The sequence below is a fragment of the Microbulbifer sediminum genome (genome assembly GCF_021729035.1).
Lineage (GTDB): Bacteria > Pseudomonadota > Gammaproteobacteria > Pseudomonadales > Cellvibrionaceae > Microbulbifer > Microbulbifer sediminum.
In genome coordinates this window covers 100,656-118,666 of the sequence record NZ_JAJSAP010000007.1, presented here as the reverse complement: position 1 = coordinate 118,666, position 18,011 = coordinate 100,656, and the positions used below count along the sequence as shown (strand labels likewise).

The 18,011-nt window shown below is 64.2% G+C and carries 16 protein-coding genes; 10 read left to right on the top strand and 6 right to left on the bottom strand.

The annotated features are described in order from the left end of the window. A complete protein-coding gene (locus LVD11_RS13150) occupies nt 1–528 on the bottom strand; it encodes a hypothetical protein (protein ID WP_237059767.1) in 528 nt (175 codons plus the stop codon). 87 nt (nt 529–615) lie between these two features. Between LVD11_RS13150 and LVD11_RS13145 the strand changes: the two genes are divergently transcribed. Further along, nucleotides 616–1,035, top strand: coding sequence for a secondary thiamine-phosphate synthase enzyme YjbQ (locus LVD11_RS13145; protein WP_237059765.1), 420 nt, complete (start codon nt 616–618; stop codon nt 1,033–1,035). 47 nt (nt 1,036–1,082) lie between these two features. Beyond that, nucleotides 1,083–1,688, top strand: coding sequence for a glutathione transferase GstA (gstA, locus tag LVD11_RS13140; RefSeq protein ID WP_237059763.1), 606 nt, complete (start codon nt 1,083–1,085; stop codon nt 1,686–1,688). 16 nt (nt 1,689–1,704) lie between these two features. On the opposite strand, the gene LVD11_RS13135 is transcribed toward gstA, so the two are convergent. Both LVD11_RS13135 and hexR read right to left on the bottom strand, forming a co-directional pair. Then, nucleotides 1,705–2,964: a multidrug effflux MFS transporter gene (locus tag LVD11_RS13135; protein WP_237059761.1), complete on the bottom strand. Its 1,260-nt coding sequence runs from the start codon at nt 2,962–2,964 to the stop codon at nt 1,705–1,707. Nucleotides 2,965–3,096: 132 nt separating this feature from the next. Next, nucleotides 3,097–3,951, bottom strand: a complete 855-nt coding sequence (gene hexR, locus LVD11_RS13130) for a transcriptional regulator HexR (protein ID WP_237059759.1) — start codon at nt 3,949–3,951, stop codon at nt 3,097–3,099. A gap of 181 nt (nt 3,952–4,132) precedes the next feature. On the opposite strand from hexR, the gene uvrD reads away from it, so the two are divergent. The 3 genes from uvrD (at nt 4,133) to LVD11_RS13115 (ending at nt 8,097) form a co-directional block, all read left to right on the top strand. Further along, nucleotides 4,133–6,346: a DNA helicase II gene (gene uvrD, locus LVD11_RS13125; protein WP_237059757.1), complete on the top strand. Its 2,214-nt coding sequence runs from the start codon at nt 4,133–4,135 to the stop codon at nt 6,344–6,346. A 24-nt stretch (nt 6,347–6,370) separates the two neighbouring features. After that, nucleotides 6,371–6,895: a DUF3592 domain-containing protein gene (locus tag LVD11_RS13120; protein ID WP_237059754.1), complete on the top strand. Its 525-nt coding sequence runs from the start codon at nt 6,371–6,373 to the stop codon at nt 6,893–6,895. A gap of 68 nt (nt 6,896–6,963) precedes the next feature. Continuing rightward, on the top strand, nt 6,964–8,097 hold the full coding sequence (locus LVD11_RS13115; protein ID WP_237059752.1) for a TRAP transporter substrate-binding protein: 1,134 nt from the start codon (nt 6,964–6,966) through the stop codon (nt 8,095–8,097). Between the two features lie 44 nt (nt 8,098–8,141). Here LVD11_RS13115 and groL read toward each other — a convergent pair whose 3' ends face one another. After that, the gene (groL, locus tag LVD11_RS13110; RefSeq protein WP_237059750.1) at nt 8,142–9,770 is read right to left on the bottom strand and encodes a chaperonin GroEL; all 1,629 of its coding nucleotides are present in this window, start codon (nt 9,768–9,770) and stop codon (nt 8,142–8,144) included. Further along, on the bottom strand, nt 9,767–10,081 hold the full coding sequence (gene groES, locus LVD11_RS13105) for a co-chaperone GroES (protein ID WP_237059747.1): 315 nt from the start codon (nt 10,079–10,081) through the stop codon (nt 9,767–9,769). The genes groL and groES overlap by 4 nt, the downstream gene beginning before the upstream one ends. 233 nt (nt 10,082–10,314) lie before the next feature. Here groES and LVD11_RS13100 point away from each other — a divergent pair, with 233 nt between their 5' ends. Next, the gene (locus LVD11_RS13100) at nt 10,315–10,911 is read left to right on the top strand and encodes a hypothetical protein (protein WP_237059746.1); all 597 of its coding nucleotides are present in this window, start codon (nt 10,315–10,317) and stop codon (nt 10,909–10,911) included. A 22-nt stretch (nt 10,912–10,933) separates the two neighbouring features. Here the strand turns inward: LVD11_RS13100 and LVD11_RS13095 are convergent, their stop codons facing one another. Then, complete coding sequence (locus LVD11_RS13095; RefSeq protein ID WP_091513887.1) at nt 10,934–11,326, bottom strand: acyl-CoA thioesterase; 393 nt, start codon at nt 11,324–11,326, stop codon at nt 10,934–10,936. 187 nt (nt 11,327–11,513) lie between these two features. On the opposite strand from LVD11_RS13095, the gene LVD11_RS13090 reads away from it, so the two are divergent. The 4 genes from LVD11_RS13090 (at nt 11,514) to LVD11_RS13075 (ending at nt 17,996) form a co-directional block, all read left to right on the top strand. Next, nucleotides 11,514–11,882, top strand: a complete 369-nt coding sequence (locus LVD11_RS13090) for a hypothetical protein (RefSeq protein ID WP_237059745.1) — start codon at nt 11,514–11,516, stop codon at nt 11,880–11,882. Nucleotides 11,883–11,940: 58 nt separating this feature from the next. Beyond that, a complete protein-coding gene (locus tag LVD11_RS13085; protein WP_237059744.1) occupies nt 11,941–13,248 on the top strand; it encodes a TolC family protein in 1,308 nt (435 codons plus the stop codon). Nucleotides 13,249–13,323: 75 nt separating this feature from the next. Beyond that, nucleotides 13,324–14,859, top strand: coding sequence for an efflux RND transporter periplasmic adaptor subunit (locus LVD11_RS13080; RefSeq protein WP_237059743.1), 1,536 nt, complete (start codon nt 13,324–13,326; stop codon nt 14,857–14,859). Then, nucleotides 14,856–17,996 carry an efflux RND transporter permease subunit gene (locus tag LVD11_RS13075; RefSeq protein WP_237059741.1) on the top strand — a complete coding sequence of 1,047 codons (3,141 nt, stop codon included), beginning with the start codon at nt 14,856–14,858 and terminating at the stop codon, nt 17,994–17,996. The genes LVD11_RS13080 and LVD11_RS13075 overlap by 4 nt, the downstream gene beginning before the upstream one ends. The last annotated feature ends 15 nt before the right edge of the window (nt 17,997–18,011 follow it).

Genomic DNA, 18,011 nt, shown 5'->3' with positions numbered 1-18,011 from the left:
TTATTTACCGGCGAGCATGATCCTGCGAATTGCTTCGAAACGTTGCTGTTCCTCCTGCGCCTCGCCCTCGAGCCGCCGCAAGCGGAAGTCGAACGCCCCCGCCTGGCCGGCTGCGGGGCGCTGTTGCAGGGCGCGCCGGGTGGCCCGGACTTCCTGGTGCAACTGGTTCAGGCTGGGGCCGAAACAATAGCGCGCGATCACCCTGGGGCCCTGCTCGCTGTAACGCCCGATAAAGTCCTGCAAGATCCCCCGGGCGCGGGCATTGTCCGGGTTCCGGGCCAGGGACGAGCAGCTCCCCTGCAGCTTGCGGCGGTCGCCGGCTGGAAGCAGCTGCCCGAAGGCGCGTGCAGCGTCGGCGGGGTCTTTCAACGCGTTTACCAGTTTCTCCTCCAGCTGCAGCTGCTCATCGAGCAATGCCCGCTGCGCGTCCGCGCCGGGTGCATCGGTGGGGTTCTGGCCGGCGGCGGCCCCGGCAAGGCAGGATAAAGTGGCGGCGATCAGCCAGCGGTTCAGTAATTTTGGCAACATGTCATCCTCCGTGACTTGCGACAGTTGGTTGGTACAAATACAACAGCGTTACGGGTCTCAGCATATTGGAATCGGGAGGAAGAAAAATTGAACAGTTACCGCCGCGAACTGTGGTTTGATACAAAAAAACGCACGGAGTTCATCAATATCACGCCGCAGGTGGCGCAAGCACTGCAGGAGAGCGGTATCCGCGAGGGCCTGTGCCTGGTCAATGCCATGCATATTTCCGCGTCGGTGTTTATCAACGACGATGAGCCCGGGTTGCACCGGGATTTCACCCGTTTCCTTGACGAACTGGTGCCCTACGGCCCCATTGACCAGTACCGCCATAACGATACCGGTGAGGACAACGCGGACTCCCATATCAAGCGGCAGTTGTTCGGCCGCGAGGTGGTGGTGGCGGTGACCGGGGGCGTACTGGACTTCGGTCCGTGGGAGCAGATTTTCTACGGTGAGTTCGATGGTCGCCGGCGCAAGCGGGTGCTGGTGAAAATCATCGGCGAATAGTGGAATTCCTATACTCCACCCCATCATCCGGCAAATCAGGAGCGACCATGAAGCTTTACTACTCCCCCGGCGCCTGTTCCCTCGCGCCACACATTGTCGCCTGCGAGGCGGGTATTGACCTGGACCTGTGCCGGGTGGACCTGCGCAAGAAGAAAACCGAGGACGGCGATGACTTCTACGACATCAATCCCAAGGGTTATGTACCGGCCCTGCGGATCGACGACGGCGAGGTGCTGACCGAGGTTCCGGCGGTGGTGCAATACCTGGCCGACCAGGCGCCGGATACCGGCCTGGCGCCTCCCGCTGGCAGCCGCGAGCGCTACCACATGCAGGAATGGCTTAACTTTATTTCCACCGAGGTGCACAAGTGCTTTGTGCCGCTGTTCTGGAATGGTACCGATGCGGAAAAGGAGACGGCGCGGGAGAAAATCCAACAGCGCTTCGACTATATCGAGGAAAAGCTGCGGCAGGACTACCTGATGGGGGATCGGTTCACCGCCGCCGATGCCTACCTCTTTACCATCGCCAACTGGCTGGACCGGCAGGACATGGACACCTCAGCCTGGCCGCGGCTTCAGGCTTTCCAGGAGCGGGTGCGCAACCGTCCCGGCGCCCGCAAGGCGCTGCGGCAGGAGGGGCTGCTGGGCGACTGAACCGGTGTTGCCCGGGTCAGCCGGCAGCGAAACGCCTGGGTACCGGTCGCTGAATCTCGATGGGCTGCCGTGCCCGGGCCACAAACAGGGCCAGCAGCAGGGCAGTAACCGCGCAGGCGAGCATAGTGCCGGCGATGGGCACCAGGGTGCCGGTGTGCAGCCCGTTGACGATGCCCCCCAGCACCCCGCCACTGATAAACAGGCTGGCACCGTAGAAGGCGTTGGCACTGCCACTGATACGCGGGAAGAATTCCAGGTAGCAGGCCGCCGCATTGGGCCCGGTGATACCGATACAGGACATGGTCAGCACCAGCGGCACCATCCACAGGGCCAGCTCCCGCACTCCGGTCAGCGTGCCCAGCAGCAACAGGCCACAGCCGGCGATCTGCAGGCTGATCCCCGCCAGCAGGATCCGCCGGGGCTCGAAGAAGTTCAGCAGGCGGATATTCACCTGCACCATCACGATCAGGCCCGCCACACAGCTGCCAAAAAACAGCGGGAAGCGGCTGGCGGGCACACTGAAGTACTCCATGAACACAAACGGCGCGGTAGTGATGTAAATAAACATCGAGCCGCTCACGAAGGCCTGGGCGCCCAGGAAGCCCAGTGCGCGGGGATTACCCAGCACCTCCAGATAGTTGCGCGCCAGCATGCGCTTGGGTGCCAGGCTGCGGCGGGCGCGGGTAAAGCGGGACACCGTCTCCGGCAGCAGCAGGCGTACCAGCATCATCATCGCACCGCCATAGGCCAGCAGGAACACGAAGATGCCCTGCCAGCCACCGGCCGCGAGTAGCGCGGAACCGATCACCGGCGCCATCAGCGGTGCCACCAGCATCATGGTGCTGATCATCGAGATCACCTTGGCTGCGGCCCTGCCGCTGTAGAGATCGCGCACGATCGCCGCGCAGATCACCGTGGCAAAGCCCCCGCCGAAGGCCTGCAGCAGGCGCAGGCCGATCAGCTGCTCCACATCGGTGACAAACAGGATCAGGAAAGTACAGGCGAGGTAAACCGCCAGCCCGATGGTGCCCACAGTGCGTCGTCCCCAGCGGTCGGACAGGGGGCCACCGGTCAGCTGTCCCAGTGCAAAGCCGAGCAGGAAACTGGAGACGGAGTGCTGTACCTGTGCCACGCCGGTGCCCAGGGCTTCGGCCATGGCCGGGATCGCCGGCAGGTAGGTATCGAGGGAAAACGGTGTCAGTGCCACCAGCGCCGCCAGCCACAGGGCCAGAGAACGCGACGGGGCCGATTCCTCACCGGCGGGGGTTGGATGCATAAGTTGCCCGGTACGCCAGAGGCGTCAATGTCGATTCAATTGGAGAGCGACCGCCAGGCGCGGTGCCCGGGACCCGCGCGCGCATGTTAGCGGCGCCGCCGCGCCAGTGCCAGGGTGGCCGCCGACAGTGGGTCAGCGCTGGTCCTCGCGCAGGGTGTAAAGCCCCTTCTTGAGTTTCAGCAGGTGCTCCTGCAGCTGCGGCCCCTTGCGCTGGGCCACGCCGATGGCGAGTACATCGATCACCACCAGGTGGGCGATGCGCGAGGACAGTGGGGTGTAGATCTCGATGTCCTCCTCCACGTCCACTTCCAGCGGGATGGTGGAACGCTGGGCCACCGGCGAGCCACTCGGCGCCAGACCGATGACGGTGCCGCCCTGCTCTTTCACCATTTCCATGGAGTGCAGCAGCGCCTTGGTGCGGCCGCTCTGGGAGATGGCCACCACCACGTCCCCCGGCTCCATCGACATGGCCGACATGTTCTGCATGTGGTGGTCGGAGTGCGCCGCCGTGGCCAGCTGCAGGCGGAAGAACTTGTGCTGGGCGTCACTGGCCACTGCCCCCGAGGCGCCGAAACCGAAGAACTCCACACGCTTGGCGGCGGCGATGGCGGACACTGCCGCCTCCAGCGCCCGAGCGTCGATCTTGTCGCGCACGTTGAGCAGGGTGTCCACGGTGGAGTCGAACACCTTGCGCTTGTACTCGGCGATGGTATCGGTTTCGGTGACCGCGATCTGGCCGAAGCTGGGGCTGGAGGCCAGCTGCTGGGCCAGGTTCAGCTTGAATTCCTGGAAGCCGGAGCAGCCCACGGCGCGGCAGAAGCGCACCACGGTCGGCTCGCTGACCTGGGCCTCGGTGGCCAGGTCGACGATGCGCATATGGATGATTTCATCCGGGTTGGCGAGGATATACTCCGCCACCTTGCGCTCGGACTTGCGCATGGACGATAGTTGCTCGCTGATTCTCTGCGTGACTTCCGCCGGCTTCACGGGACTTCCTTCCTTATTACAGACGCGCAGTTTAGCGGTTGCTCACGGTTGTGGCGAGCGAATGCGCGGGTTGGGCTGTTGCGGCCCTGAGGGCCCCGGGCCCTGCCGCGGCTTCCGGGGGCTCCAAAAACCTGTTTATTTACACAGGGTTCCGGCGCCAGCTCTGGTACAATGCCGCCCCATGGACGTATCCCAGATTCTAGACCCCCTCAACGACGCCCAGCGCGAGGCTGTGGCGGCTCCTCCCGGCAACCAGTTGGTACTGGCCGGCGCCGGCTCCGGCAAAACCCGTGTGCTGGTGCATCGCATCGCCTGGCTGATGCAGGTGGAGGGGGCCTCGCCCTACTCCATCCTTGCCGTGACTTTTACCAACAAGGCCGCCCGCGAAATGCGCGCGCGCATCGAGGAACTGCTGGGGGTGAATACCTTCGGCATGTGGGTGGGCACCTTCCATGGCCTGGCCCACCGGCTGCTCAAGGCCCACTACAAAGAGGCCAACCTGCCGCAGAACTTCCAGATCCTCGACAGCGACGACCAGCTGCGCCTGATCAAGCGGGTGCAGAACGACCTGGGGCTGGACGAGGCCAAGTGGCCGCCGCGGGAGACCCAGTGGTGGATCGGTGGCCAGAAGGACGAGGGCCTGCGGCCGCAGTATATCCAGGCCGGTGGCGACCCATGGCTGCAGACCATGGTGCGCATCTATTTCGCCTACGAGGAGGCCTGCCAGCGCGGCGGCCTGGTGGATTTCGGCGAATTGCTGCTGCGGGCCCACGAGCTGTGGCTGAACAACGACGGCGTACTGGCCCACTACCGCCAGCGCTTCCCCCACATCCTGGTGGACGAGTTCCAGGACACCAACACCATCCAGTACGCCTGGCTGCGCCTGCTGGCCGGGGACCAGTGCCATATCACCGCGGTGGGCGACGACGACCAGTCCATCTACGGCTGGCGTGGTGCCAAGATCGAGAATATCCAGCATTTCGCCAATGATATGCGCGACGTGCAGACGGTCCGGCTGGAGCAGAACTACCGCTCCACCGGCACCATCCTCAAGGCCGCCAACGCGGTGATCGAGCACAATGCCGGGCGCCTGGGCAAGGAACTGTGGACCAAGGGCGACGATGGCGAGCCCATCTCCCTCTATTCCGCCTATAACGAGCAGGACGAGGCGCGCTTTATCGTCGAGCGCATCGAACAGTGGGTGCGCGATGGCAACCCGCGCGACTCGGTTGCCATCCTGTACCGTTCCAATGCCCAGTCGCGGGTACTGGAAGAGGCCCTGTTGCGGGAAGGGGTGCCCTACCGCATTTACGGCGGCCAGCGTTTCTACGAACGCCTGGAGATCAAGAACGCGCTGGCCTACATGCGCATGATCAGTAACCCCCACGATGACACCGCCTTCGAGCGGGTGGTGAATACCCCCACCCGCGGTATCGGTGCACGCAGTGTCGACGCCGTGCGCGGTTTCGCCCGCGAGCATGGCTGTTCCCTGTGGGCCGCCGCGCAGCAGATGCTGGCCCAGCGGGTACTGGCCGCCCGCGCCTCCAACGCCCTGCAGGGCTTCCTGGAGCTGGTCAACCGGCTGGCCGCCGATGCGGTGGACCGGGAGCTGGATGCCATCGCCGAGGACGTGATCGAGACCAGTGGCCTGCTGGAATTCCATGGCAAGGAAAAGGGTGAGAAGGGCCAGACCCGGGTGGAGAACCTCAAGGAACTGGTCAGTGCCTGCCGGAGCTTCGACGGCATCGAGGTGCCACCGGACGAGTCCGGGGCGGAGGTGGAAGAGCCCTCCCTGCTCGACCAGTTCCTCGACAGCGCCGCGCTGGACGCCGGTGAGGGCCAGGCGGACGAGTTCGAGGAGGCGGTGCAGCTGATGACCCTGCATTCGGCCAAGGGCCTGGAGTTCCCGCTGGTGTTTATGGCCGGGGTGGAGGAAAACCTGTTCCCGCACAAGATGTCGGCACAGGAACCCGGTCGCATGGAGGAGGAGCGGCGCCTGTGCTACGTCGGTATCACCCGCGCGATGCGCAAACTCTATATCACCTATGCCGAGAACCGGCGCCTGTTCGGCAGCGAGACCTTCAACAGTCCGTCGCGGTTTATCGGCGAGATCCCCCCGGAACTGGTGCACGAGGTACGCCTCAAGACCGAGATCTCAAGGCCCCTGTTCAATCCGGACTATGGCAAGGTGGGACGCTTCTCCGATCCGGCACCGGACTTCGACGACGACCTGCCGCCGCTGGCCCTGGGTGGCCGCGTGGAGCATCCCAAGTTCGGCGAGGGCACGGTGGTGCAGTTCGAGGGCAGCGGCCCGCGGGCGCGGGTGCAGGTCAACTTTGACGATGCCGGCAGCAAGTGGCTGGTGGTGGCGATGGCGAAGTTGCAGCCGTTGTAAGGGATTGATCGAAGGGGCAAAGGAATGCTCTCCAAGTTACCGCAGTTGCTGGTTTTCCTGCTCTTCACCATGCTGGGCCTGGCCCAGACCCTCATATACTGGCGCTTCAGCAGGACATTCACTGGCTGGTCGCGGGTTCGCGCAGAGATCACACACTCCCGGTTGCTGAATCAGCTGATCGCCGGCAGGAATATCGTGGAAGCAATAATCGCTTTCAGGTATGAAGTGGACGGGTGTGAATACTCCTCAAAAACCCCCGTGCTGCGAAGTTATAACCTGTTTCCCTCGATCGCTTACGAATCCCGGCTGGTAAAGAAATATCGCCCCGGGGACATGGTGACTGCACGCTTTCATCCCCTGGAGCCATCCATTGCCTATCTGGAGCGGGCACCTATCAGTTGGTCCAGCACCCTGTTGGTACCCGCCTGGATAGCCCTTGGCCTGGCAGTGATTTACGGTATAAACGAGGGCTACTTCACGCGTTTGTGGGACTATCTGTTGTTGCAGAATGACCTGCTCATCATGGAATCTGAATCGCGGCGACAGTAGCATCACCATCTGGAGCTGGCCCGATTGCCGGCGCGGTGACCCGACACAGAATAAGAAAAGAACAGCCGATGAAAAGAATCAACTGGTATCCCCCCGTCATCCTCGGCCTGCTGGCGCTGCTGGTCATTACCTTCGGCGCGCTGGTGGTCTCCCGCAGTGAACAGGGTCCGGCCCGCCAATTTACCGAGGACGGCAGCCGCGAGACCTTCGAGTGGAAGCTTGTCACCACCTGGCCCAAGAATTTTCCCGGTCTCGGCAGCGCGCCGGAGCGCTTCGCCCGCACCGTGGAGGCGATGTCCGGCGGGCGACTGAAGATCAAGGTCTACGGCGCCGGTGAGCTGGTACCGGCCATGGGTGTGTTCGGCGCGGTATCCGAGGGCGCGGCGCAGGTGGGCCACGGTGCGGCCTACTACTGGAAAGGCAAGGTGCCGGCAGCACAGTTCTTTACCGCTGTGCCCTTCGGGCTCAATGCCCAGGAGATGAACGGCTGGCTGCACTACGGCGGCGGCCGCGAGCTGTGGGAGGAGCTCTACGCTCCCTTCGACCTGATTCCCATGGCCGGTGGCTCCACCGGTGTGCAGATGGCCGGCTGGTTCAACAAGGAGATCAACTCGGTGGAGGACCTGCAGGGCCTCAAGATGCGTATCCCGGGGCTGGGTGGCGAGGTACTGAACCGCGCCGGCGGCACCGCGGTGACCATCCCCGGCGGCGAGCTCTACACCGCCCTGCAGACGGGCGTGATCGATGCCACCGAGTGGGTGGGCCCCTACAACGACCTGGCCTTCGGCTTCCACCAGATCGCCAAATACTATTATTACCCCGGCTGGCACGAACCCGGCTCCATCCTGGAGATCATCATCAACAAGACCGCGTTCGAGAAGCTGCCGCAGGACCTGCAGGCCATAGTGCGCGTGGCCGCCCGCGATGCCAACCAGGACATGCTCGATGAGTACACCGCGCGCAACAACCGCGCGTTACAGGAACTGGTGAAGGAGCACGGTGTGCAACTGCGGCGCCTGCCGGACGAGGTGCTGGCGCACCTGAAGAAGGTAAACCGGGAAATCCTGGAGGAGACCGCAGCCGAGGACCCCCAGTTCGCGCGGGTCTACGAGGCCTTCAAGGAATTCAGGGACGATGTGATCCCCTATCATCGCATCAGCGAAGAGGCTTATTACCAGACCAGAGCAATTAGCGCGGATTAAAAAAACGGGGCCCTGGGGCCCCGTTTTTTGATTACCGTAATGAATCAGTAATCATAAGCACCTGCAGATGTTTCAGGCTTTATGCCTTCTGCTCTATCGGCCACCATTACCTCGGTAGTCAACATCAGGCCGGCGATGGAGCCCGCATTCTGCAGCGCTGAGCGGGTGACCTTGGCCGGGTCGATGATGCCGAATTCCAGCATGTCGCCGTAGTCTGCGGTCTGGGCGTTGTAACCGAAATTGGGGTTATCGTGCGCACGCACATTGTTCAGCACCACGCTGCCGTCCACGCCTGCATTGGCAACGATCTGACGGAAAGGTTCTTCCATCGCCCGCAGCGCGATATTGATCCCCACCTGCTGGTCGTCGTTGGCGCCTTTGATCCCGCTTTTACGCAGGCTGTCGGCAACGCGCACCAGCGTCAGGCCACCACCGGGTACAATGCCCTCTTCCACCGCCGCGCGGGTTGCATGGAAGGCGTCGTCCACCAGGTCCTTCTTCTCTTTCATTTCCACTTCGGTAGCGGCACCGACCTTGATCACGGCAACGCCGCCGGCCAGCTTTGCTACGCGCTCCTGCAGCTTTTCCCGGTCGTAATCGGAAGTGGATGCCTCGATCTCAGCACGGATCTGTTTTACCCGGCCATCGATGGCAGCTTTGTCCCCGGCACCATCCACAACCACGGTGTTGTCCTTGCTGATCACGATGCGCTTGGCGCTTCCCAGCTGTTCCAGCTGCGCTTTTTCCAGGGTGAGCCCGACCTCCTCGGAGATCACCCTGGCGCCGGTGAGGGTGGCGATGTCTTCCAGCATCGCTTTGCGGCGATCACCAAAGCCGGGCGCCTTGACCGCTGCCACCTTGATGATGCCCCGCAGGCTGTTGACTACCAGTGTGGCCAGCGCCTCGCCCTCGATATCCTCGGCGATCACTACCAGTGGTCGTCCGGCCTTGGCAACGGATTCCAGTAGCGGTAGCAGGTCGCGGATATTGCTGATTTTCTTGTCAAAGAGCAGGATGAAGGGGTTATCGAGTTCCGCCTGCATCTTCTCCTGGTTGGTCACGAAGTAAGGGGAAAGGTAGCCGCGATCGAACTGCATACCTTCCACTACTTCCAGTTCGTTGTGCAGCGACTTGCCTTCCTCAACGGTGATTACGCCGTCGCGGCCCACTTTCTCCATGGCCTCAGCAATAATCCTGCCGATGTCCTCGTTCCAGTTGGCGGACACTGTGCCCACCTGGCCGATGGACCTGGTGTCGTCACAGGGTTTGGAGAGTTTGGCGAGTTCCTCTACCGCGGCCTTTACGGCCGTATCGATGCCGCGTTTCAGGTCCATCGGATTCATACCCGCGGCGATGGACTTGTGCCCCTCTCGCAGCAGCGCGTGGGCCAGTACCGTGGCGGTGGTGGTGCCGTCGCCGGCGACATCAGCGGTCTTGGACGCTACTTCTTTGACCATCTGTGCGCCCATGTTCTGGAACTTGTCCTTGAGTTCGATCTCCTTCGCCACGGAAACGCCGTCTTTGGTCACTCGCGGCGCGCCAAAACTTTTGCTCAGTACCACGTTGCGGCCTTTGGGGCCGAGTGTGGCTTTGACAGCGTTTGCCAGGATATTTACGCCGGTCAGCATGCGCTCGCGGGCGTCATCGGAAAACTTTACGGCCTTCGCACTCATGCGGCTTTCTCCTGCTGTTGGGTCGGTTCAACGATGGCGAGGATGTCGGACTCCTTGACGATAAGGTAGGTCTCGCCGTCGTGTTTGATTTCACTGCCGGCGTACTGGCCGAACAGCACCCGGTCACCCACCTTGACGGCCAGCGCGCGCAATTCACCGTTATCCAGCGGCGCACCATTGCCGATGGCAATTACCTCGCCCTGGGTGGGCTTTTCTGCGGCTTTGTCTGGAATGATGATGCCGCTGGCGGTCGTGGTTTCCGCGGCGAGGCGTTTGACAACCACCCGTTCGTAGAGCGGTTTGATACTCATCGGATTTCCTCCCAATAAGCATGTGCAATTCAATGGTTGAAGATTCGAAGTCCTGGGACGCTGACCATCCCCCGACAGCGGCAAAATAGGAGCGCGAGGGGCATTTTCAAGAGGGACGCGCGGCGGATTTTGTATAATTTTTTATTATATAAAAACGGTTTTTAACAATTGAAAGCGCAGAAATCTGGCTTATAGTTTTCAGTAGGGCAACAGGATTCACGGGAGGTGGGACCATGTCGCTGCGGAACCAGCCCGACTTTGAGAGAACGCTGGCGGACTATTTCCGCAACCGGTTAGAAGAGTGCGGCCGCGAACTGGAGCCCCTGCCCCAGGAGGACACGCTCTGGTATATGGGCAGCATGCTAGCCCGTTTCGGTGACAGCGATGAGCTGTTCACCTATGATCAGGGGCAGCTGGGCATCCGCCCGCTGGCACTTCTCTACAAGGACGCCCACGAGGCGGCGAGTGACTGGGAGCGCTGCCAGATACTGCGACAGCTGGGGGACCTGGCGCTGTTCCTCGGCGGGCTCTTCCCGGATAACTACGCCCGGCGCGGCATCCGGCAGGACTACTTCATCGGCATGGGCGGTGGCGCTTACGACTACCTGGCAGACAATGCGCGCGACAACCGGCACGTGTTCTCTGAACTCGCCGCTATGTTCGGCCGCTTGCTGGAACTGGTGGCGCGGGCATGCGCCAAGGAGCATCCCTACGACGCCCACGATGTGCTTGAGCTATATCAGCGCTGGCGGCGCAGCGGCGACCCGCGGCTGGCCAAGGAACTGGGCCGGCTGGGAATCGTGCTGCCCAAAGCGGAGGGCCGCCACTGACGGCGGCCGCGCCGGAAACAGGTCAGAGGGGCAGCGGACGGGTATTGCCGCGGTCATCAATCGCCACGAACACGAACTCGCCCTCGGTGACTTTCACTTGTTCCCCGGAATCCACCCGCGTCAGCCAGACTTCCACCATGCAGCGGATAGAGGAGCGACCCACTTCCAGTGGTTCGGCGTAACAGCTGACGGTGGAGCCGACAGGCACCGGGCGCAGGAACACCATATTGCCGGTGGCCACCGTGGTCACCCGGCCGCGGGCAATGCTCTGGGCCAGGATGGCTCCAGCCAGGTCCATCTGCGACATCAGCCAGCCTGCGAAAACATCGCCCTGGGGATTGGTGTCCCGGGGCATGGCCAGGGTCTGCAGGGTCAGGGTGCCAGTGGGTTGCGGCTCTTCATCAAGTGCTGACATCGGGTACTCACGGATTCTTAGACTTATTTGGGTTCCCGCCTGTTAGGGGGTGGCGCATTGTAGCACAGGGTGCATAGAATTTAGCCGGTGGCGCTGGCGCGAATTCCCGCCTTGCCGGCACTGTTGAACCGTGCTTTGTTCCATCCCGGCTTGCCCGGTGCCCCGCCGGCACCTAGAATTCTCCCCCATGCATCGTCTCGCCGTGATTTTCCTGCTGCTGCTCGTCAGCGCCCAGAGCCTCGCCGTCGCGGGGGGGCACGACTGTGGTGAGGTGCACGATATGGGCGGCACGGCCGACATGGGCATGCCGATGCACCACGATATGTCCGCGGGTACGGGTGACATGCCCTGCTGCGAGGACGATACCGCCGTCGCCGAGCGTGCCTGGCAGTGCCAGCTGGCCTGTGAGGCCGGCGCCTGTGCCGCACCGCTGGCGCTGTTATCCTCGATCTATCCCCTGGATTTTTCCCCGGAGCGGCCGCAGGCCAGTGCCGAGCCCATCGATCGCCCGCTCACCCCCTCTGCAAGCCTGTTCCGGCCACCCATCGCCGGCTGATGACCCGTTAACCGGTGCCTCCGGCACCCGCGAGCCATCAACCAGACAGGACTGACACATGTTTTCCCCAAAACGGGCCCGCCCACGGTGCGGCCTGCTTACGCTGGCATTTGCCCTGGCATCTGGGCCAGCGTCTGCGACTGTGGATTACCAGCGTGCCTTGCAGCTTGCACAGGAGCTGGACCCGCAGGCCGCCGCCGTGCGCCAGCGGGCCGAGGCGGCGCAACAGGATGCGGTCGCCGACAGCCAGTGGGCCGACCCAGTGGTCAGGCTCGGTACGGTAAACCTGCCCACCGACAGCTTTGCTTTCGACGAGCAGCCCATGACCCAGAAACTCGTGGGCGTCAGCCAGAAACTGCCCCGCGGTGACAGCGCCCGCCTCGCCGGCGAACGGGGCAGCCTGCAGGCGCAGGCCGGCTTGGCCGATGCCGCCGACCGGGAACTGCGCCTGGCGTTGCAGGTGAGCGAGGCCTTCCTGCAGTTGGCAGCACAACTGGAGTCCCTGGAGCTGATGCGGGAAAACCGCCACTGGCTGGTACAACTGGTGGACTACGACCGCGCCCGGGTGGCGACCGGCGAGGCCCAGTCCCAGCAGCTGCTGCAATCCCAGCTGGCCCTGGCGCGCCTGGATGACCGTATCCAGGCGCTGGAGGGCGAGGCCAACCGCAGTCGCGGACTGCTCAGCCAGTGGATAGGCGCTGCGGCCTGGGAGCCGATTGATACCACCCTGCCCGCCTGGCCCGGGACGACTGGCTGGCTGGCGGCCCGGACTCCGCCAGTGGCGCCGGAAAGCGTCGCCGGTCACCCTGCTCTGGCGGCTGCCGCAGCCAGGGTGGAGGCCGAGGGGCGCAACGTGGAGATCGCCGGCGAGGCCTACAAACCGCAGTGGCAGTTCGAGCTGAGCTATGGACAGCGGGAGCCCACGCCCACCAGTGACGGTGCCGACTTCGCCAGTGCGATGGTGTCCTTCGACCTGCCGCTGTTTACCGGCAAGCGGCAGGATCGTCGCCTGGCCGCCGCCCGCGCCCGTGAGAGCGCGGGCATCCTGCAGCGGCAGGACTTACTGCAATCCCTACACAGCGGGCTGAATGGCGCCGCCGCTGTTGCCGACAGCCTGGCGGCACGCCGCCACCTCTACCGCAGCGAACTACTGCCCACGGCGGAAGATACCGCCAGCGCACTGCTGAGTGGCTACGCCAGCAATACGGCCGACCTGGATGCCGTGATCGCCGCCCGGGTGGAGGCTATTGAGACACAGATCGACGCTGTGCAACTGGATTACGACTATTACCGCGCCCTGGCACGCATTCGCTACTACCGCGCGGAGGCGCCCGGTACGGAGACGCCGGCCCGGGACAGCAAGTAAGCGGTGTCCCGCACCGCGAACCGAGACCACACATGAAGCCCACCCCGAGGGATGGGCCCGATGGGAAACTGAACAATGCAGAAAGCACCGATACTGGTCGCTACCGCCGCAATCATCGGCGTCTTCCTGGGCTGGTGGCTCAGTGGCAATGGAGATGGGAGCGGCATGGATGGCGGCGCCAGCGGGGAGCGCAAGATCCTTTACTGGGTCGCCCCCATGGATCCCAATTACCGCCGTGACGGACCAGGCAAATCCCCCATGGGGATGGACCTGATTCCGGTCTACGAGGGCGAGGAGCCCGGTGATGCGCCGGGTACCGTGACCATTTCTCCCGAGGTTGAGAACAACCTGGGTGTGCGCACTGCCACCGCCGAGCGCGGCCCGGTGTCCGCGCCCCTGCGCACCGTGGGCATCGTACGGCTGGATCAGGACCGTATCCGCCACCAGCACACGCGGCTCAGTGGCTGGGTGCAGAAAACCTGGGTGAAGGCCGAGGGTGACCGGGTGGAAAAGGGTCAGCCACTGGTGGAGATCTACTCGCCGGAACTGGTCAAGGCGCAGCGCGAATTCCTCGCCGCCCGCGGCAGTGGCAACCGGGCACTGGCCGAGGCTGCCCGCGAGCGCCTGCACAGCCTCGGTGTCCCCGCGCGGGAGGTGCAAAAGGTCGAGCGCAGCGGCCGCGCCAGCGAGACAATCACCCTCTACGCCGAAGCCAGTGGCTACGTGGAGACACTGGGGGTGCGCAGCGGCATGTACATCACACCGCAGAAGGCGCTGGTGAGCGTCGGCCCGCTGGACCCGGTCTGGGTGGAGGGCGAGGTCTTCCCGCGCCAGGGTTATGCCATAGAGCGCGGTGACAAGGTCACCGTGCGCGGCGATTTTGCCCCCGGGCGCATCTGGCTGGGCCAGGTCGACAAGGTACTGCCACAGGTGGACGAGCCCATGCGCACCCTGACCGTGCGCGTGCAGGTGGACAACCCGGACCAGGTGCTGCGCCCGGGAATGTTCGTGCGCCTCGAGCTGGATGGCCGCGCTGCCACCGCCCTCACCATTCCCCGCGAGGCGCTGATCCGCACCGGCCGCATGGAGCGGGTGGTGCTGGCGGAGGGTGATGGCCGCTTCCGCTCGGTGCGGGTCCGTTCCGGGCACGAATTCGGCGACCGGGTGCAGATTCTCGAGGGCCTGGAGGCGGGCAATCGTGTCGTCACCTCGGCCCAGTTCCTGATCGACTCCGAATCCAGCGTCAGTGCCGACCTGGGGCGTATGGACGCCTCGGACCGGCCATGGGTCGGGGCAAGGGTCCTGAGCATGCCCGATGACAACCACTATGCCCGCCTGGACCACGAGCCGGTGCCGGCCTGGGACTGGCCGGCGATGGTTATGGGATTCTATGTGGCCGATGGCGCGGGCGAGGACCTGCGCCGGGCCATGGAGAGCGGTGCGCGCATCGAGGTGCAGATCCGCGAACGGGCCGATGGCAAGTACGAGGTGCTGGCGGTGCGCTCACCGGCGGGCATGGATCACGGCGACATGGACCACGGTGAGATGGACCATGGTGAGATGGACCATGGTGACATGGACCACGACGATCACGGGGGCAGCCCGAAATGATCGCCCGGATTATCCACTGGTCCCTGCACAACCGCATTGTCGTGCTACTGGCCGCGGTGGCGCTGTGCCTGGGCGGCCTCTTCAGCATGCGCCACACCCCGGTGGACGCGCTGCCGGACCTTTCGGATGTGCAGGTGATCGTCAAGACCTCTTTCCCGGGCCAGGCGCCCCAGGTGGTGGAAGACCAGGTCACCTACCCGCTCACCACCGCGATGCTGTCGGTGCCGGGTGCGGTCACCGTGCGCGGCTACTCGTTTTTCGGTGATTCCTATGTATACGTCCTGTTCGAGGACGATGTGGACCTCTACTGGGCCCGCTCCCGGGTGCTGGAATACCTGAGCCAGGTGGCCCCGCGGCTGCCCGCCGGGGCCCAGCCGGAACTGGGCCCGGATGCCACCGGGGTGGGCTGGATCTACAGTTACGCGCTGGTGGATCGCAGTGGCAATCACGACCTGGCACAGCTGCGCTCGCTGCAGGACTGGTTCCTGAAGTACGAGCTGCAGACCATTGCCGGAGTGTCGGAGGTGGCCACCGTGGGCGGCATGGTGCGGCAATACCAGGTGGTTGTGGATCCGCTGCGCCTGCGTGCCTATGACCTGACCCTGGCACAGGTACGCGCCGCCATCGAACGGGGCAACCGCGAGACCGGCGCCTCGGTGGTGGAAATGGCCGAGGCCGAGTACATGGTGCGGGCCAGCGGCTATATCGAGGGCGTCGCCGACCTGCGCCAGATCCCCCTGAGGGTGGATGACAATGGCACGCCGCTGCTGCTCGGGGATGTGGCCGAAATCCGTACCGGGCCACAGATGCGTCGTGGTATCTCCGAGCTTGATGGCGAGGGTGAAGTGGTTGGCGGTGTCGTGGTGATGCGCTTCGGGGACAATGCCCGCGCCGTGATCGAGCGGGTCACCGCGCGCCTGGCGGAACTGCAGCAGGGCCTGCCGGAAGGGGTGGAGATAGTGCCCACCTACGACCGCAGCCAGCTGATCGACGCTGCGGTGGACAACCTGGCCCACAAGCTGGTGCAGGAGTTCCTGGTGGTGGCGCTGGTGTGCGCCCTGTTCCTGTTCCACCTGCGCTCTTCTCTGGTCATCGCACTGAGCCTGCCGCTGGGCATCCTGGGGGCGTTTGTGGTGATGCACCTGCAGGGCATCAACGCCAACATCATGAGCCTGGGGGGGATCGCCATCGCCATCGGCGCCATGGTGGACGGGGCCATCGTGATGATCGAGAACCTGCACAAGCATATGGAGCGCACGCCGCCGGCGGAGCGCAAGCTCTGGCCCGAGCGCAAGCGCTGGCAGGTGGTGGCGGAGTCCGCCAGCGAAGTGGGCCCGCCGCTTTTTTTCAGCCTGCTGATCATCACCCTGAGCTTCCTGCCGGTCTTTGCCCTGGAGGGCCAGGAGGGCCGGCTGTTCGCGCCCCTGGCCTACACCAAGACCTACGCCATGGCCGTCGCCGCCGGGCTGGCCATTACCCTGGTACCGGTGCTGATGGGCTATTTTGTGCGCGGTAGCATCCGGCCCGAACAGGCCAACCCCATCAACCGGTTCCTGACCGTCGCCTACCGGCCGGCCCTGGGGCTGGCAATCCGCCACCCGCGCGCAGTACTGGCGGTGGCGCTGCTGCTGCTGGCCAGCAGCCTCTATCCCCTGTCCCGTACCGGCACCGAATTCATGCCGCCGCTGGACGAGGGTGACCTGATGTATATGCCCAGTACCTACCCGGGTATTTCCATCGGCAAGGCGCGTGAACTCCTGCAACAGACCGACAAGCTGATCATGTCGGTACCGGAAGTGGCACAGGTGTGGGGCAAGATCGGGCGGGCCGATACCGCCACCGACCCGGCGCCGTTGACCATGATCGAGACCGTCATCCGCTTCAAACCGCGGGACCAGTGGCGTCCGGGTATGACGCCGGACAAGATCCGCGCGGAACTCGATGCCGCCGTACAGCTGCCCGGGGTGACCAATGCCTGGGTGATGCCGATCAAGACCCGCATCGACATGCTCGCTACCGGCATCAAGACACCGGTGGGCATCAAGGTGGCCGGACCGGACCTGGGCGAGGTCGAGCGCATCGGCACACGACTGGAGAAGATCCTCGGGGACCTGCCGGGAACCGCGTCGGTCTATGCGGAACGGGTGGCCGGAGGCCGCTATATCGATGTGGATATCGATCGCCGGGCCGCGGCCCGCTACGGGTTGAATATTGCCGACGTCCAGTCAGTGGTGGACACCGCCATCGGCGGCCGCAATGTCAGTGAGACCGTGGAGGGCCTGGAACGCTACCCTGTCAACCTGCGTTATCCACAGGCGTGGCGGGACTCCCCGGAAGAGATGCGCCAGCTCCCGCTGGTGGCGCCGAACGGCAGTCACCTGGCCCTGGGCGATGTGGCGCGCATCGAGGTGCGCGACGGCCCGCCGATGATCAAGACCGAGAATGCGCGACCCAACGGCTGGGTCTACGTGGACCTTACCGACGTGGACCTGGGTTCCTGGGTCGACCGGGCGCAGCAGACGGTGGCGCAAGAGCTGGAGCTGCCGCCGGGTTACTCGCTGGTCTGGTCCGGCCAGTACGAGTATATGGAGCGGGCGCGGGAGCGCCTGGCCGTGCTGTTGCCCCTGACCCTGGGGATTATCGTGCTGTTGCTGTACCTGAGCTTCCGCCATGTCGGCGAAGTGCTGGTGATCATGGGCAGCCTGCCGCTGGCCCTGATCGGCGGCCTGTGGCTGCTCTACTGGTTGGGCTACAACCTGTCGGTGGCAGTGGGGGTGGGCTTTATCGCCCTGGCCGGGGTCGCGGTGGAGATTGGCGTGATCATGCTGGTCTACCTGAACCAGGCCTGGCGGCAGGTGCGCGAGCAGCGCGTTGCCGATGGTGGCCCGCTGCGCCGCGCCGACCTGGAACAGGCCATCCGCGAGGGCGCCGGCCTGCGCATGCGGCCGGTACTGATGACTACCGCCACGGTCTTTATTGGCCTGGTGCCGGTCATGATCGGCACTGGAGTGGGGTCCGAGGTCATGCAGCGCATCGCCGCGCCCATGGTGGGGGGCATGGTCAGCGCCATGCTGCTCACGTTACTGGTAATCCCGGCGATCTTCCGCCTGTGGAAGGGCCGCGGCCTGCGGGACTGAACTGCGGCCGCGGGC

Coding starts and splice junctions, on each gene's coding strand:
- LVD11_RS13150 (WP_237059767.1), bottom strand. CDS start 528: ATGTTGCCAAAATTACTGAACCGCTGGCTGATCGCCGCCACTTTATCC.
- gstA (WP_237059763.1), top strand. CDS start 1,083: ATGAAGCTTTACTACTCCCCCGGCGCCTGTTCCCTCGCGCCACACATT.
- LVD11_RS13135 (WP_237059761.1), bottom strand. CDS start 2,964: ATGCATCCAACCCCCGCCGGTGAGGAATCGGCCCCGTCGCGTTCTCTG.
- uvrD (WP_237059757.1), top strand. CDS start 4,133: ATGGACGTATCCCAGATTCTAGACCCCCTCAACGACGCCCAGCGCGAG.
- LVD11_RS13120 (WP_237059754.1), top strand. CDS start 6,371: ATGCTCTCCAAGTTACCGCAGTTGCTGGTTTTCCTGCTCTTCACCATG.
- LVD11_RS13115 (WP_237059752.1), top strand. CDS start 6,964: ATGAAAAGAATCAACTGGTATCCCCCCGTCATCCTCGGCCTGCTGGCG.
- groL (WP_237059750.1), bottom strand. CDS start 9,770: ATGAGTGCGAAGGCCGTAAAGTTTTCCGATGACGCCCGCGAGCGCATG.
- groES (WP_237059747.1), bottom strand. CDS start 10,081: ATGAGTATCAAACCGCTCTACGAACGGGTGGTTGTCAAACGCCTCGCC.
- LVD11_RS13100 (WP_237059746.1), top strand. CDS start 10,315: ATGTCGCTGCGGAACCAGCCCGACTTTGAGAGAACGCTGGCGGACTAT.
- LVD11_RS13095 (WP_091513887.1), bottom strand. CDS start 11,326: ATGTCAGCACTTGATGAAGAGCCGCAACCCACTGGCACCCTGACCCTG.
- LVD11_RS13090 (WP_237059745.1), top strand. CDS start 11,514: ATGCATCGTCTCGCCGTGATTTTCCTGCTGCTGCTCGTCAGCGCCCAG.
- LVD11_RS13085 (WP_237059744.1), top strand. CDS start 11,941: ATGTTTTCCCCAAAACGGGCCCGCCCACGGTGCGGCCTGCTTACGCTG.
- LVD11_RS13080 (WP_237059743.1), top strand. CDS start 13,324: ATGCAGAAAGCACCGATACTGGTCGCTACCGCCGCAATCATCGGCGTC.
- LVD11_RS13075 (WP_237059741.1), top strand. CDS start 14,856: ATGATCGCCCGGATTATCCACTGGTCCCTGCACAACCGCATTGTCGTG.